This window comes from Pseudovibrio sp. W74, assembly GCF_001623085.1.
Taxonomy (GTDB): domain Bacteria; phylum Pseudomonadota; class Alphaproteobacteria; order Rhizobiales; family Stappiaceae; genus Pseudovibrio.
The window spans coordinates 1-15,435 of sequence record NZ_LMCJ01000057.1; the positions used below are offsets into that span (position 1 = coordinate 1).

Consider the following 15,435-nt stretch of genomic DNA (forward strand, 5'->3'; position numbering starts at 1 on the left):
AGCCCAACCCAGCCTACGACAAACTGACGGTCGCTCCGCCAGCAGCCCGTTACGTAGGCATGCGCTTAGTATGGGCATGGTTTTGAACCAGGGGGATAAGTTTTTTGGAATGCATCCAGAGCTAGAAGGCAGGCTAATGTAAAGAAACGCCTCATTGAATAGAAGCGTGCTCCTGTTGGATAAAAATAAAGTATCACACTGAGGACTGGTGCGTTTTGGACACTTCTTCCGGCAAACATGACCTTGCTCGTGTTAGTCTGTGCAATTACCAGCCCCCCCTTTTTGGGTGATACTTTATTTTTATTCCGCAAATCCGGGGCGGGTTCATAGATGGCAATGCCGCTCAGACTGGTCGACACTGGACCGCAATTGCGAAAGCAAGCAATCAAGGTCCTGAACGACAGAAACGCCCAGACATCGGGTTTCCTCCGTTGGCTTCAATAGGTCTGGCACCATGACCGTGACCATGCCTGCGGCGGTAGCCGCACGGATACCGGTATGGGAATCCTCTAAAGCAAGGCATTGTGAAGGACGGCCGCCCACTGCGGCAGCAGCCTTTAAGAAAGTCTCAGGATGCGGCTTGCCGAATTCGACATCCGTTCGGGTTACGACAGCATCAACTCGATCAAGGATGCCCGCTTTATCCAGATGATCCAGAGCCAACGCCCGAGGGGTGGAGGTGGCTACGGCCCTCGGAATGTTAAACTCCTTCAACCAATCAAGTATTTCGCCCGCCCCCTGACGCAATGGAATATTCGTCGCGCACAAGGCACGAAACCGATCTCGACATTTTTCATGGTATGTATCGATCGCAAATTCATCACCGAAGTGTGCCTTCAGCTTCGCGTCCCCTACTTCTTTGGGAGTGCCGATCAAGCTGAGATGAAGAATATCATGCATGTTATGACCAAGGTCCTCGCATGCACCGAAGATAGCCGACCGATAAAGCCTTTCTGTGTCTAGCAACAACCCATCCATATCAAATATTACAGCGTCCAACGGAATAGGAAACATCCACGGCTCCTTCGTCATCTAGGCATTTTCGGTTAGAACTTCATTTCACAGTGGAGCAGTAATCTACCCCCGTGCAATTGCCAGGGGAAGCCGCCATCGAATGTCTCAGGCCATTTTGTTTTCGTCGCTCTCCATGTCTTCCAGAGCTTGAACGTCACGAAGGCACGCTTTGGCGAAGTAAACTACGGCCAGCATAACTACTACAATCAATGAGTGAGTATTCGATGCTCGTCAAAGCGTTGTGTTTAGGCGGCATAAAGAAGGTCTTCAAACAGGAAAATCTGAGGGCAGCGTATCTCATCTTTTGGATGAGTCACTCTGAGCACTGGTGCGGCTTGGACACTTCGTCCGGCAACCATTACCGTGCTCGTGTTAGTCTGCGCGCTTACCAGCAAAAGCTCCCCTTTTTTGGGGGGATATTTTATTTTCATCCCACAGCTTCCCTTTCAAACAACGAAAAAAGGCGCTGGTTTTGCCAGCGCCTTTTCAATAAGAATGAAATCAGAGGTTGAATGATCTTTTACCGTTCGCCGCACTGGCCTCTGTCGCGCAGCACATGGTCTGCCAGAACACATGCCATCATGGCTTCTCCAACCGGAACTGCGCGGATGCCAACGCAAGGGTCGTGACGACCTTTGGTCATCACGTCGACCTCTTCCCCGCTGCGGGTGATGGATTTGCGTGGCGTCAGGATGGAAGAGGTTGGCTTTACAGCAAAGCGGACCACAACCGGCGCACCGGAAGAGATACCGCCCAGCACGCCACCTGCTTGGTTGGACAGGAAGTCAGGCTTGCCATCTTCGCCCATACGCATTTCGTCAGCGTTCTCTTCACCAGTCAAACATGCCGCTTCAAAACCGTTGCCGATCTCAACACCCTTCACTGCGTTGATGGACATCATGGCTGATGCGAGATCCTGATCCAGCTTGCCGTAAAGCGGGGCACCGAGACCCACTGGGACGTGCTCAGCTACCACTTCAATCACGGCCCCAATTGAAGAGCCTTCCTTGCGGATCCCATCGAGGTATTCTTCGAAGAACTTGGCAGCTTCCGCATCCGGGCAGAAGAATGGATTGTTGCCCACCTCGTTCCAATCCCAGTTGTCGCGATTGATCTTATGCGGGCCCATCTGTACCAGAGCCCCGCGGATCAGGATGTTTGGAATGACTTTGCGCGCCAAACCACCAGCAGCCACGCGGGACGCTGTTTCGCGTGCTGATGAACGTCCACCGCCGCGATAGTCGCGGATACCGTATTTGGCATCGTAGGCGTAATCTGCGTGGCCCGGACGGTAGCGTTCTTTGATTTCGGAGTAATCTTTGGAACGCTGATCAGTATTCTCGATCATCAGGGAGATGGGCGTACCGGTCGTACGTTGTACGCCGTCTTCATCCACCATCACACCAGAGAGAATTTTGACCTGATCCGGTTCACGGCGCTGGGTGGTAAACTTGTTTTGCCCCGGCTTGCGCTGGTCCAGATACACCTGAATCTCTTCTGCTGTGATTGGAAGCAGAGGCGGACAACCATCGACGACGCAGCCAAGCGCTGGTCCGTGGCTTTCGCCCCATGTTGTTACGCGAAACAGATGACCAAAGGTGTTGTGGGACATGTTCTAGCAGTTCACTTTTAGAGCATGAGCACGTCCTGTCCGGCTGACTCTCTTCAATCAAACGGAACGCGCTCTGAGAATTCTAGTGGTTTTAGGTGGGTTCACGCGAGAGGTCAATTGAGAGCCTTGCAGCACTTGCGTAATTTTCCCGAATGAACAAGTTGGATTTAGGCTTGTTCCCAGATTCAGGACTGTAAATGGGAGATCTCAACGCGTGAAAAGAGCATTCAGGCATCGCCATTTTAATGCGTAAGCTCAAATTCATACAAAAAGCCCGAGCAACGTGTTGGGCACGTCCCCGGGCTTTTCTCATTCATTCAAACTTTTCATAGAGAACGTTGGCCCTGGATAAACCTTAGGCGCCGTGTTCCTGAATAAGTCTTTTTGCAACCAGATCATGGTCGAGCCACAAAGCCGGGCCTTCCGGCTGGCTGGCTTCGCCAAACATGAGCATGCCAGTTGCTGCAACAACATGCTGGCTGAGCTCGTCGCTGACCAGAACGTTGCGCTCTTTATGCAGGTCTACGATTTCCTGCGAGGTGCCAACAGTCTTGTCTACCTGCTCCGCTGAGTTTGGCATTGGCCAAGCTTCGAAGTTGTAGAACGGCTGCATTGCCTCACTGGTCTGGTAGTCGGATACCTTTTGCAGCACCTCTTCCAGAGACGCTTCCGGCTTGAGCATGCCTTCGCACTTCTGCCAGAGTGCATCCACCCATGCGCCACCACCTTCTTTCTTGATGGCTTGCAGCAGTGGCAGGAGAGACAGCTCGATGCCAGCAAACACATCTGAAGAGTTGGTGCGGATTTCAGGGCAGTTGAACACTGTTGCCTTCACGCCGTCTTTCCATGCGCTTTCAGCAAACTTCTCCAGAGCCATTTTCGCGTAGCCCTGCGTGTAGTTTGTGTAAGTCTGCCAGCAATACTCATCTTCGATCAGAATGCGGGTGCCGTGATAGCCATATGCGGTGTAGCGCACTTCGCCGCCAGCTGCTTCCACGCGGTCGCGGAGCGTCTTACTGGCTTCCAGCAGGTAACCGAAGCTGTTTGCGGTGACTTCCTCGAAGTTTTGCAGGATCAGTTTGCCCAGATCACTCTCGATAAGAGACTGAGACGGCATGTAGCGTGCACCGCGGCCTTTGTAGATGCGGTTCGCGATTGCCATAAACACTTTTGCACGGGGAATACCGCCTGCCATTGTGTGGGCGAAGAAGACGTTCTTACCCGCTGGGATCATGGTATCCAGCTGGTCCATGACCTGAGCAAGAGCGCCTTTAAAACGGTTGGAACCAAGACCGCGGCAGATCTCAACATGATCCCAGTCGAGTTTGTGGTCCTGCCAATCTTTAATGGTCATTTCGTTGACCAAATCAGTCGGCGTCGCTGTGCCTTCCGGCGCGTCCAGTTCAAAACCCGCACGCAGAGGTACGTTGATGATTTTGCCGCCCAGATTGGCTTCTGCTTCTGCCAGCTCTTCTGGTGTGAGTGCGCGTGGCTTGTTGTTTTCATCGGAACGACCGACAGTAATGCCGATCACAGTCATCCCGGCTGCCTTTGCCTGATCGATCAAGCCAGTCGCATATCCGCGACCAAAAAGTTCGCCGAAGAGTACGAAGACATCGCCCTCTCCAAAAACGGTATTGCTGCTGATTGCCTTGAGTGGTCGAGACGTCTTCATCAAGATCTTCCAAAAAGTTTAAGAGTGTCGAGATTTCATAGGTGAGCGTTCTGCTCTTGTTGCCTAAAAATAACGAGTTACAACTGATTTAGGTAGCCTGTTTAGCTGGTCTTTATGCAGATTGTAGCAAAGCACTCCAAAATGTCGTGGACTGCCTTTGCTGTAGTATTCACTTTATGTGTCACAGTTTATCGCTGACGCAAAAACCTGATCAATTTAACGACCAGGAAATGCGTTGTAAGCCCCCAATCTTAAAGGCTTGGTGCAGCGCTGGACGTGAGAGCACGCATTTTGGTGCACCCATTAATCAGAATGGACCGCGTGTTTGCGAGTTCTTTTAGACAGCGAGCTTTAGATCCACGCCTCAGAACCGTCTCGCCAGAGAAGGAACTGGTCTTGTGGCGTCTCCAGATCCGGGATTTCTGCTGGTGCATATCCGCAGAGCAATCCGCGCAGTACCCGCATGACCACGCCGTGTGCCACGATGATCATGGGATCCTTTTGCTCTGACATCCAATCGAAGATGCGATCAGAGACCATTTTGTAGCTCTCCCCTTCGGGATGCACATAGCCCCATTTATCTTCGCGCCGCATGCGAACCACTTCAGGACGTTCAACCATCATTTCAGGAACGGTCATTCCCTCCACATTGCCGAATGTAATTTCACGAAGGCGTTCGTCGACTTTGTAGTCGTATGGGTCGAGCCCCATTTCCTTGCGCAGAATTTCCATGGTTTCCCGCGCGCGGATCATCGGTGAACTGACAAAGATGAAATCATCTGCGGTCTTGCCAAGATCTGGGAGGAAATCCTTCATCACCATACCGTTGCGCCGGGCCTGCTTGCGACCGGTGTCGTTGAGCGGAATATCCTGACCGCCCTGCATACGCCCTTCCAGGTTCCAGTCTGTTTGTCCGTGACGGACATACAAAAGCGGAGTTGGTGTGGTTTTCGCAAGGGGCATCAACGAGCCAGTCATTCCATGGGCCTTCTGTAGGAGATTAGTCGGCAACCGATTTGTAGCGGCTTCTTACGAGGTACATGTGTCATTCCTCGTTAGAAAACAACAGTTATGCACACATTCTTGATTTAAGTCATATGTACCTTTACCGGCCTCTCAAGCGCAAAAAAGGCGCTCCAAGAAGCGCCTTTTCTCAAACCTAATTGCTGAAGCAATTTAGACGACGGAGATATCCGGGGCGTCTACTGCCTTCATGCCAACCACATGGTAGCCGCTGTCAACGTGGTGAGTTTCACCAGTGACAGAGCGGGACAGGTCGGATGTGAGGTAGAGAGCGGAGTTTCCGACATCATTGATGGTTACGGTTTCACGCAGCGGTGCGTTGTACTCGTTCCATTTGAGGATGTAACGGAAATCGCCGATACCAGCTGCTGCCAGTGTTTTGATCGGACCTGCAGAAATCGCGTTCACACGGATTTTCTTAGGGCCAAGATCAACTGCAAGGTACTTGACGCTTGCTTCCAATGCAGCCTTTGCAACGCCCATGACGTTGTAGTTTGGCATGACCTTCTCAGCACCGTAGTAGGTGAGAGTTACAATGGAACCACCTTCAGTCATCAGCTTTTCTGCACGGCGGGCAACGGATGCCAGCGAGTAGCAGGAAATCTGCATTGTCTTTGCAAAGTTGTCTGCGCTGGTATCCAGATAACGGCCAGTCAGTTCTTCTTTGTCAGAGAAAGCGATCGCATGAATGACGAAGTCGATCTTGCCCCATTTTTGCTCCAGAACTTCAAATGCTGCATCAATGCTTGCTTCGTTCGTAACGTCACAATCACCTACAACAAGTGCATCGAGCTTTTCTGCTAATGGTTCAACACGCTTCTTCAGCGCTTCACCCTGATAGGTGAGTGCGATTTCAGCTCCGGCATCGTGTAGTGCTGTTGCAATACCCCAAGCGATGGACCGATTGTTGGCCAGTCCCATGATGAGACCACGTTTGCCGGCCATCAATCCTTGCGCTTCTGCCATGTTTTTCTCCTGAGTGAATATCACTTAATCTAGTGAACAGCCCCAAAATGCTATGGCACACTGTTCATTTGGCTTCAAGCCGTCGAAAAAAGTCCAATCAGACATGGACGTGTTCTTGCGCTCCCATTATCTGATAGTTAGAGCCAGATCAACTTCCAACACTGCGACGGAAACATGACTATTCCAAATTTGGTGAACGCGTTTCAAAAGATCATTGGGGACGCAAATGTGCTTGTCAGCGACCATGACAAGGCCCCATTTCTTGTTGAGTGGAGGGACAAATTTCGAGGCGCCACTCCCATGGTGCTGCGACCCGGTTCCACATCAGAGGTTGCAGAGTGCGTGAAGCTTGCGGCTCAGGACGGTCTTACTGTGGTTCCACAGGGTGGCAACACGGGTTTGGTTGGGGGGCAAATCCCCAATCCAGACGGTAGCGAAATCGTGCTATCCCTTTCTAGATTAAATAAAATTCGCCACATCGACCCTGAAGGTTATACGATGGTAGCAGATGCAGGCGTCACACTGCAGGCTGTTCATGACGCGGCTGAAAAGCATGATCGATTGTTCCCTTTGACGCTCGCTTCGCAAGGTTCCTGTGAGATTGGTGGCAACATTGCAACCAACGCCGGAGGCACTGCCGTCCTGTCCTATGGGAACACGCGAGATCTTGTTCTCGGGCTCGAAGTTGTGCTCGCAAATGGTGAGGTCTGGGAAGGGCTTCGGACCCTGCGCAAAGACAATACCGGTTACGATTTGAAACAATTATTTATCGGCTCAGAGGGCACTTTGGGGATCATTACGGGTGCCAGCCTCAAATTATACCCAGCTCCGGCGTCGGTAGAGGTGGCTCTGGTCGCGCTAGATTCGCCTGCTAAGGCACTTTCACTGTTTTCATTGGCAAAAAGTCACGCCGGGAACATGCTTACCGGATTTGAGTTGATGCCACAGAGCGGCATGCAGTTCGTTTGTGAGCATATGGAACAGTCACGCTATCCGTTCGAAGAGCAGCATCCATGGTATGTGCTCATCGAGATCTCGGCGGGTACAAAAGACATCGACATTGTCAGCCTGACAGAGACCATCTTTACCGAGGCTTTTGAGGCTGATCTGCTGCGTGACGGATTGCTGGCGCAGAGCAAAGCGCAGGCTGCTGACTTCTGGCGGTTGCGGCATGGGCTTTCTGAGGCACAGAAATATGAGGGCGGATCCATCAAGCACGATGTCTCTGTGCCTGTTGCAAAGGTTCCCGAGTTTCTGGAAGAAGCGATCGCCGCTGTTAAAGAGGCTGTGCCGGGATGTCGTCCGGTTCCGTTTGGCCATATGGGCGACGGCAATATCCATTTTAACATCACCCAGCCTAAGGATGCCGATAAAGCCGAGTATCTTGCGAAATGGGATGATGTGAACCGTGTCGTGCATGGGATTGTTGCCAGTTACAACGGCTCAATCTCTGCAGAGCATGGCATCGGCATTTTGAAGCGTGATTTGCTGGCAGAGGTAAAGAGCGCCACAGAGATGAACATGATGCGCTCTGTTAAAAAGGCTCTCGACCCGACGAACATGTTCAATCCGGGCCGCGTTCTCTAGACATTACTGCTCAGGTGCTTCCAGTCCCTCCGGGAGCACCTGTCCTCCATCAACGACAATCTGCTGTCCGGTGATGTAGCCTGCCTCTTCGCTGGCGAGGAAGAGCACAGCACTTGCCACGTCTTGTGGCGCACCCAATCGGCCAAGCGGAATCGTTTGCCCCATCTTCTTCAGATACTCATCACCGAGATCATCCAGCGCTTCTGTCCTGATATTACCGGGCAGAACCGAGTTCACTGTGATCTTGTGCGGGGCCAACTCCAAGGCAGCTGTTCGCATGAGGCCCAGTTGCCCCGCTTTGGAGGCTGCATAATGTGACCAGCCTGCATCCCCTGTAATTGGGCCCGTTATTGACGAGGTAAGGATAATCCGCCCGTGCCCTGCTTGTTTCATATGCGGGAGCGCTGCCTTTACGCAGTAGAAGGAGGAGCGCAAGTTTGTATCAAGCACATGATCCCACTGCTCGGGCTCCATTTCCTCAATCGTCTGCTTGGGGAAGATGCCTGCGTTGGCGCATATAATATCCAGCCCGTTTTCTTCTGCTGTCTCATCGACCATGGCCTTTACCGCTTGCCACTGGGTGACATCACATTGAAGAAATTGCCCTGCCCCGCCAGCCAGTGCGATTTCCTCCACAGCATTAGCGCCAGCTTCTTCTCCGCGCGCTGCAATGGTGACAAAGGCTCCGGCGCGAGCAAAAGCCAGCGAGATGCCCAAGCCGATCCCCCGAGAACCACCCGTCACAATGACAGATTTACCTTTAAGCGACGCCAGCATGCTTGATTCCTCATCGTCTCATCATGTTGGCCTGAGTATGTTGCTCAGAGGCTAAAACAAGTCTAACTGCCCGTTATTTCTTGAAGAGCCGCCTGCAACCTTCTTTTGAGGTTTTGGCTTGGCAGGGGGTTTGATTGGCTCAGGAGGAACTGGAATGACCTCTCGTTCCCACAAGGACGGGTCATCATTGGCGACGCTGTTCACCCGCGTTGAAACAGGCGTGGTGATTAACAGTCCCTCATCTGCAGGCTGTAAGAGCTTTATAGCGTCTCGAGCCATGACTGTGCCGTTGCTCAACCAGTCGTCAAAATGCTCCGGCGCGATGATTGCGGGCATCCGGTGGTGAACCGGTTTCACCGTCATATTCGACTCGACGGTGATTACAGCAGCGGTATCAATGTCTCCGCCATCAGGATGGGAATACGTTTCCCACAGGCCAGCGAAGGCCAGAAGGCGTCCATCCGCTGGAGCAATCCAATAGGGCTGCTTTGCCGCACCTTTGCGTTGCCACTCGTAAAAACCGTTTGCAGGTATCAAGCATCTACGGTGACGCACCGCTGCACGAAACGAGGGTTTCTCCTCCAAAGTTTCGGCTCTGGCATTGAGCAAAAGCGTGAAACTTGCTGGGTCTTTGACCCATGACGGGACCAGGCCCCATCGTGCTAACCCAAAGTGGCGCCCACCATTTTCGTGTTTTACGAGTGCAATTGGCTGAGTCGGTGCTATGTTGTATCTCGGTGGAAAATTTGGCTGTTCGATGTAATCAAACAACGCTTTGACTTCTTCCGGAGACGCTGACAGGCTATATCTACCACACATGCAGATTACTCTGTTTGCATTTTAGTAAAATTGCAACCAATCGAGAGATAGGTTCCGCGCGACAGATAGGAAGCTGGGAGGCTGCAATGGATATGTACTGCGATAAAATCGGCGTAGGAGAACTTTCTCCTGAGCTTTTGACGCATGCAAACATCAATCCATCCACGGGCCTTGCAACTGACTATCTTAATCATTTCAATGAGGTTGTTATGCTTCTTGAAATGCTTCCTGATATTCCCGATTGCGCAGAAGATGTTCTGGCCTGGGAACCAGCTGACTATATCACACATTTCAGTGCCTCTAAATTCTCAGCAAAAGAATTGGCGATCCGTGCATACGGAGCTGTTGATTTACCGCTGCGGAATGCTCTGGAGAAGTGTATTGGCGAAGTTGATCAGGAAGTTATCTCCTTACAAAAAATGCTAGGCTCCGCTGAAGTAACAGGTGAACTGCTGCAAATCGTTCAGGATAAAGCCGTTACCGTCATCAGGCCCCTGCTTTCGCAAGCCGGGTCAATCATCCATGGACATCTGCCGGATGAGACAATCAGCACTGAGGAAAGCACGCAAGCGGACGTTGACGCCCTGTTCTCATGAGCAAAAAAATTATTCCGGAATACATTGAGGCAACCAGTGTTGCCTGTGTGCAGAACGAAAAAGTTCTGCTCGTAAAACGAGCCCAGTCGCCCTCCAAAGGCCTCTGGAGTTTTCCTGGCGGTAAGGTTCTTCCCAGTGAAAACCTTAAGGATGCCGCACAAAGAGAGTTTAAAGAAGAAACATCTTTGTGCGCCTCAGACCTGAAGGAATGGACGGTGTCCTACCCTTCTGCGGAAGACTGCAAGGAGCAATATCGCATCCATGTCTTTCGCTGTACGCAGGTCAAAGGTGAGGAAGAAGCACGCTCTGATGCTGCTGAACTGGGCTGGTACACTTGGGAGGAGGCTATGAACCTGCCTCTCGCGCCCGGCATGCAACAGCACATTCTAAATCTTCTAAGATGTAGTTAGAGCAGAACCTGTGCATTTACATTGATGCCTCAAGCTCTGACTTCTTAATTTTTACACGTGTTCTTATCCGAAAACCGGAACTACTTTTTTAGAATACGCACAAGCATCAGTCCTGCAGCCTGCTGTGCAACAAGGGAAAACCGGAAATCCCCAAGGTTCCATAGTGGACAGAGTGCCGGGAGACGGCCATCCTTACAGAATCTGAAGCAACCAGCATGCTGTGGGATGTAGCTTGACTGACATTGCAAGACTTAAAGCTTGGACACGAAACTTTGCTAAACCTACCTGGCCGACAGGCCGGGGGATTTGCCTTGGTCTGATGCTTTTGAGTGTTGCGGCGGCCCCTGCTGCATTTGCTCAGAGTTCCCCGCAATCTCCGGGTCAACCTGTACAGCCAGAGTTGAAAGAACCTCCCTACGAGCAACAGCTTATTCGCCTCTCAGAAATACTTGGCGCGCTCCATTATTTACGCCCGCTTTGCGGTCATGATGAAGCAGACGAATGGCGTCAGCGCATGTACTCCTTACTGGGTGCAGAAGTGCAGAACGAGCTGAGGCGCCGGCGGCTTGTTGAACGGTTTAATCAGAGCTATCGGGGGTTCGCATCGGTCTATCAAACCTGCACTCCAGCGGCTATTGAAGCCTCCCGCAGATTCGCCGATGAAGGTGTAATTATCACCCAAGAAGTAACGGGCAAGTACAGCCGCGATTGATAGAAAAGCCGGTTGCAACCGTTTTCCACAGACAATTATTGCGTGTTTTTTGGATAACTCGGCTTCGCCACAAATATTAACCATAACTTACAGAAGCTCTGGACGAGTTTACCAAAACATCAGTGAGTCGGTTGTTCCTGCCGTTTTGCGTGTTAACTTCCGTTTAACAGATAAGGCATGCGACGCTTCATTTGTTTTCGTTTGCCCGTTACATGTAACGGCAAATAACAAGAAGCAGCACATAGAGGGACATGAGAGCCAGCATGATCAAGGACGACGCTATCGCCGGCGAATTCACAGAAGAGATCGATGCATCTGATGCAGACATCCGCCGACTGGCTCTAAGCTTCATTCAGGAAGCTTGGGAGGATGGTCTTTCCCACGGCATCGACAGTACAGCTCTTGCGCATGCAGCGCTGTTCTCAGCAATGATGGATCTGGTTTCTCTTTATGGAGAAGAAGCTGTTTCCAAATTTGCGCAGGAATTGCCACAGCGCGTTGAGCGCGGTGACTACTCTTTGGAACGTCGTCTGCACTAATTTCAGCACTGCTGTTTTTCAAAGAGCCCCGATTGATCGGGGCTTTTTTGATTCCGGCCCGGTGTGTTAAAGCGACTTCTTGTCGTTTGCTTGCATCCAATCAAACGACAAGAAGTCGCTCTAGAAAATCAAATCACTTGCAACCTTGGCAAGGATGAGCGCTGCAAAGAGCAGTAGGATAATGCCTGCCCCATGGTTGATGGTGGAAAGCCAGTTGTCATTCATGCGATTTCGCAGCTTGGACACAAGCGCTGACAGGCAAGCCCACCATAAAAGTGCGCCACTCAACACGCCCAGCACGAGTGCCAGAGCGCCGACATAGTCCCCCTTCTCGGGCGCATGCTCTCCCAGTGAGCCGAAAATAGCGATAAAGCCAAGAATTGCTCCTGGATTGGTCACGGTCATGGCGAAGGAGACAATCATCCCACGCCAAATTGTTGGACCACCATCGCTGCCACCCTTTAAATGTGGATGAGACCGGAACACGACGATGCCGAAGATGATCAGAAGAAACCCGCCTATCGTCTGGATATAGAACTCGTGGCGTTCAACGAACTCCGAAATTGCCGTCACACCAAAGGCAGCAGCGGTTGCAAATACACCATCGGCCAGAACTGCCCCGAAGCCTGCGATGAGGCCCGGAAGGAAGCCGTAATGCACTGCCCTCCTAATCGCCAACACGTTTACAGGACCAATCGGAGCAGACGTTACGAGCCCGATAATCATGCCTGTAATGAAGAGTTCAATATTCAACGCTTTAATCCATACTTCCCAACTACGCAGAAGACCTGTCAGATCTTCCTATAAATTTTCTAAAGGCTCTCTAGCTTGTGCATAGGTTAGGGTCCGTTTCTTCCTTGATTCCCAACAAGCCCTTAAACTAAGTGCAAAGCACGCGCCTCATATCCGTTTCGGAGCACTTCATGTATTTTCGCCTACTCATCATAGGGTTACTTTGCACTACAGCTCCGGCTATGGCTGCAACACAGGCAATCAAGACCGAAACGATTCGCATCCAACGCCCCAAGGCTGAACAATTTCCTCTGCTTGATGAAGGTTTCAACAGAGATACCAGCAGTGAAGATGCACTGGACAGTGAGTTTGCAGAGGAACCTCCGTTGCCAAAGCTGGACGTCTTTTATGACGATACAGAATTGCCGGAGGCTGTCAGAGCAACCCGTGCGACGCTGATCAAAATTGCTCGCAGTGGCAATGTTGCTGCGTTGGCGCCTTTGTTTGCCAAGCAGGAGCAACCGCCGGAACTTTCGTTCACACCTGTGCGCGATCCGGTCAGCTTTTTGAAAGACAGCTCTGGTGATGGTGAAGGCCACGAGATCCTTGCGATCCTACTGGATATTGTGACAGCCGGATATTTGCGGCTCAATGAGGGAACGGAAGAAGAGACTTACATCTGGCCTTATTTTGCCCGCTACCCTTTGCATGACCTGACGCCTTCGCAGAAGGTTGAGATGTACCAGATCGTCACTGCAGCCGATTACTTTGAGATGCTGGATTATGGCGCATGGACCTTCTATCGCCTTGGCATTTCCAAGGATGGGGATGTGCGGAGCTTTATTGCCGGAGACTAAGTTGTCTTCAATGAACGATTGATGAAAGCCCATCAGATGCTCTGGTGGGCTTTTCTTTGCTCAGTTACCCCGCCTTGCGGATTTCGCGGTGGCTTTCGTTTTCCGCTTTCAGCAGGTCCATCTGCTCAGGCTTTTCCATGAAGCGAGTGTAAAAGCTGCTGTCGAGTTCCGCGTAATAGGCATAACCACGGTACAGAGGCAAGAACCGCAGTTTGGCTCTGTTGTCGTCAGCCAGCCCTTTCATGACTTCGTGAAAGTTCTCACGCGGTAAGACGTGGAATCTGCCGAGCCACTTTTTGAGCATCAGCTTGAACAGGCCGGGAAGTTTTTCTTGCTGACCAAAATCAACAACAGACAACTGACCGCCTTTTGCCAGAAGCTTTGTGCCGTTGCGCAGAGCGTCTTCCCATGGCGGGATCATTGAGACGCAGTAGGACAGGAAGACACGGTCGAAGGTGTCGATGCCGAATTTCTCGAACGGATCAAAGCTCGTTGCATCGCCCTGAGCCAGGTGGATCCGGTGAGACAGGTCCGCTTTGTGGATGTTGGCTTCTGCTGTCTTCAGCATTTCTGCTGAGATATCGACGCCAAAGAACTGGCAGGTTGGGTAAGCCCTTGCTGCCTCAATAAGATTGCGACCAGTGCCGCAGCCGAGCTCCAGCACTGTGCTGCCACGCGGTGCTGCCAAATGCTTGATCAAATGATCCCGGCCAAGAAGGTAATGCTTTCTGGTCAGATCATAAAAATGCCGTTGGTTCTTATAGATTTTATCCATCAGTGAGGCTGAGGACTTTACATTCGCCATTTCACTTCCCTCACATGCTTATTCTTGTTCAGTTATAGATGTAGAGGTGGAAACCACCGTAGATAGAGGAGCGGTCCAGCTTGTTGAGGCGTGCACTTTCAGCCGCCTCATAGGTCCACTGCCCCAGTATTTCGTTATTGACCCGCCCCGGCAGAATGCTTGGCTCGCCAGCCGTTCTGAAGATGACGCGCGCTCCTTGTCGTGCCGTTCGGGATATTCCTGCCCATAGATCGTTCAGCTGCCTGTCTGTCATCCAGTCCTGCGCATCCAGCAGGACGTAGGCATCAAGGCTGTTTGCATCCTGATTATCCAGATGCTCTGTGAAAGACCGATTAACAACGCGCACATGAGAGGCTCTTTTCCGAATTTCCGGGAAGTGTTGCGGCTTCAGATAGGGCGGCAAAGGGCCGGAAAGACCGGTTCCACTGTGCATCTGTGATGGCGCGTATCCGCGGGTGAAGGCTTGCCAGGCGAAGTAGTTATCTTCCATTGGAAAGTCGCAGGCCAGCTTTTCCAAGCGTTGTTTGAGAACGCCCGCCATATTGCCACCGCCTTCTGCGGCAAGACACTCATATTGCGCAGGAGGGATGCCGAGGCCGTAGAGCGACATCTTTTTAGAGGTCGCCCAGCGGATCAGGCGTTTATCAAAGAGCGGCGCCAAAACCTTGTCGAAATATGATCGCTGTTCGTTCAGGTCACGTGCGTCTGCCATTTTGCGCAGGTCAACGCCGTAGATTTTTGCAAGGAAGTGACCAAGACCGATAAAGTAGCCGAGCATTCCGTGGTGGTAGAGGTCTCGTGAGAACAGGGTGATGCGCTTGCGGCCCCACGCCGTCATGTCCCGCCCTTCCCAGTAGGCCATGGTTTCCGGATCGATGGCGGGCTTCAGATACTTCTCATAGGCGGCAATATTGGCTTTTTCATCAGCCTCACCGAAGAACCGATAGAACGTCTCGTAATCGGGGAACTCTTCCAGCGCGGTCAATTTCAGGCGGTTCAAAGCCACATGCGCGCGGTTGAGGTCGACTGCCGTAATCTCCTGCGGGTCTGCTGTGAGGTAAGACATGACATTGCAGCCACCAGAAGCGATTGTCACCATTTTCGAATGAGGTTTGAGTTGCAGTGCCTGCATATCCACCTCCGGATCCTCCCAGATCTGCGGATAAACCAGCCCCTTAAATGCGAAGGTGAACAGACGTTCCAGCACGCCTTCCATGGAGATCAGTTTTGAACGATGTACTGCACGATCCAAACGTTTCTTTGACTGCCTGATAGTTGATGTCACGTGCATCTCCAGAATCAAGAACTGAA

At 51.7% G+C, this 15,435-nt stretch carries 16 protein-coding genes; 6 read left to right on the forward strand and 10 right to left on the reverse strand.

Translation table 11 applies throughout. From position 1 onward, the window contains the following. Positions 1–324: 324 nt before the first annotated feature. The 5 genes from PsW74_RS23005 to fabI all read right to left on the reverse strand — a co-directional run bounded on the left by PsW74_RS23005 (position 325) and on the right by fabI (position 6,290). Entirely contained in the window at positions 325–1,014 is a 690-nt protein-coding gene (locus PsW74_RS23005; protein WP_063287441.1) for an HAD family phosphatase, read from the reverse strand. 520 nt (positions 1,015–1,534) lie between these two features. Next, the gene (gene aroC / locus PsW74_RS23015) at positions 1,535–2,626 is read right to left on the reverse strand and encodes a chorismate synthase (RefSeq protein WP_057464885.1); all 1,092 of its coding nucleotides are present in this window, start codon (positions 2,624–2,626) and stop codon (positions 1,535–1,537) included. A gap of 355 nt (positions 2,627–2,981) precedes the next feature. Further along, complete coding sequence (locus PsW74_RS23020; protein ID WP_063287266.1) at positions 2,982–4,301, reverse strand: hypothetical protein; 1,320 nt, start codon at positions 4,299–4,301, stop codon at positions 2,982–2,984. A gap of 351 nt (positions 4,302–4,652) precedes the next feature. Further along, complete coding sequence (locus PsW74_RS23025; protein WP_057464883.1) at positions 4,653–5,279, reverse strand: histidine phosphatase family protein; 627 nt, start codon at positions 5,277–5,279, stop codon at positions 4,653–4,655. A 198-nt stretch (positions 5,280–5,477) separates the two neighbouring features. Continuing rightward, positions 5,478–6,290, reverse strand: coding sequence for an enoyl-ACP reductase FabI (fabI, locus tag PsW74_RS23030; RefSeq protein WP_057464882.1), 813 nt, complete (start codon positions 6,288–6,290; stop codon positions 5,478–5,480). Positions 6,291–6,464: 174 nt separating this feature from the next. On the opposite strand from fabI, the gene PsW74_RS23035 reads away from it, so the two are divergent. Further along, a complete protein-coding gene (locus PsW74_RS23035) occupies positions 6,465–7,877 on the forward strand; it encodes an FAD-binding oxidoreductase (protein WP_063287265.1) in 1,413 nt (470 codons plus the stop codon). Between the two features lie 3 nt (positions 7,878–7,880). On the opposite strand, the gene fabG is transcribed toward PsW74_RS23035, so the two are convergent. Next, positions 7,881–8,654: a 3-oxoacyl-ACP reductase FabG gene (gene fabG, locus PsW74_RS23040; protein WP_063287264.1), complete on the reverse strand. Its 774-nt coding sequence runs from the start codon at positions 8,652–8,654 to the stop codon at positions 7,881–7,883. A 51-nt stretch (positions 8,655–8,705) separates the two neighbouring features. Then, the gene (locus PsW74_RS23045; protein ID WP_063287263.1) at positions 8,706–9,473 is read right to left on the reverse strand and encodes an SOS response-associated peptidase; all 768 of its coding nucleotides are present in this window, start codon (positions 9,471–9,473) and stop codon (positions 8,706–8,708) included. A gap of 86 nt (positions 9,474–9,559) precedes the next feature. Between PsW74_RS23045 and PsW74_RS23050 the strand changes: the two genes are divergently transcribed. From PsW74_RS23050 to PsW74_RS23065, 4 genes are all read left to right on the forward strand, one after another. Next, positions 9,560–10,069 (forward strand): hypothetical protein, encoded by a 510-nt coding sequence (locus tag PsW74_RS23050; RefSeq protein WP_057464878.1) that lies wholly within the window; start codon positions 9,560–9,562, stop codon positions 10,067–10,069. Continuing rightward, positions 10,066–10,479, forward strand: a complete 414-nt coding sequence (locus tag PsW74_RS23055; protein WP_063287262.1) for an NUDIX domain-containing protein — start codon at positions 10,066–10,068, stop codon at positions 10,477–10,479. The genes PsW74_RS23050 and PsW74_RS23055 overlap by 4 nt, the downstream gene beginning before the upstream one ends. Positions 10,480–10,711: 232 nt before the next feature. Beyond that, positions 10,712–11,191 carry a TIGR02301 family protein gene (locus PsW74_RS23060; RefSeq protein WP_063287261.1) on the forward strand — a complete coding sequence of 160 codons (480 nt, stop codon included), beginning with the start codon at positions 10,712–10,714 and terminating at the stop codon, positions 11,189–11,191. Positions 11,192–11,454: 263 nt separating this feature from the next. Then, positions 11,455–11,730, forward strand: coding sequence for a hypothetical protein (locus PsW74_RS23065; protein ID WP_014284380.1), 276 nt, complete (start codon positions 11,455–11,457; stop codon positions 11,728–11,730). A 120-nt stretch (positions 11,731–11,850) separates the two neighbouring features. Here the strand turns inward: PsW74_RS23065 and PsW74_RS23070 are convergent, their stop codons facing one another. After that, complete coding sequence (locus PsW74_RS23070; protein WP_208980490.1) at positions 11,851–12,483, reverse strand: LysE family transporter; 633 nt, start codon at positions 12,481–12,483, stop codon at positions 11,851–11,853. 170 nt (positions 12,484–12,653) lie between these two features. Here PsW74_RS23070 and PsW74_RS23075 point away from each other — a divergent pair, with 170 nt between their 5' ends. Continuing rightward, positions 12,654–13,319: a hypothetical protein gene (locus PsW74_RS23075; RefSeq protein ID WP_208981731.1), complete on the forward strand. Its 666-nt coding sequence runs from the start codon at positions 12,654–12,656 to the stop codon at positions 13,317–13,319. 64 nt (positions 13,320–13,383) lie between these two features. Here the strand turns inward: PsW74_RS23075 and PsW74_RS23080 are convergent, their stop codons facing one another. After that, the gene (locus PsW74_RS23080; RefSeq protein ID WP_057464874.1) at positions 13,384–14,124 is read right to left on the reverse strand and encodes a class I SAM-dependent methyltransferase; all 741 of its coding nucleotides are present in this window, start codon (positions 14,122–14,124) and stop codon (positions 13,384–13,386) included. Positions 14,125–14,152: 28 nt separating this feature from the next. Then, entirely contained in the window at positions 14,153–15,415 is a 1,263-nt protein-coding gene (locus tag PsW74_RS23085; protein WP_063287260.1) for a DUF3419 family protein, read from the reverse strand. Between the last annotated feature and the right edge of the window lie 20 nt (positions 15,416–15,435).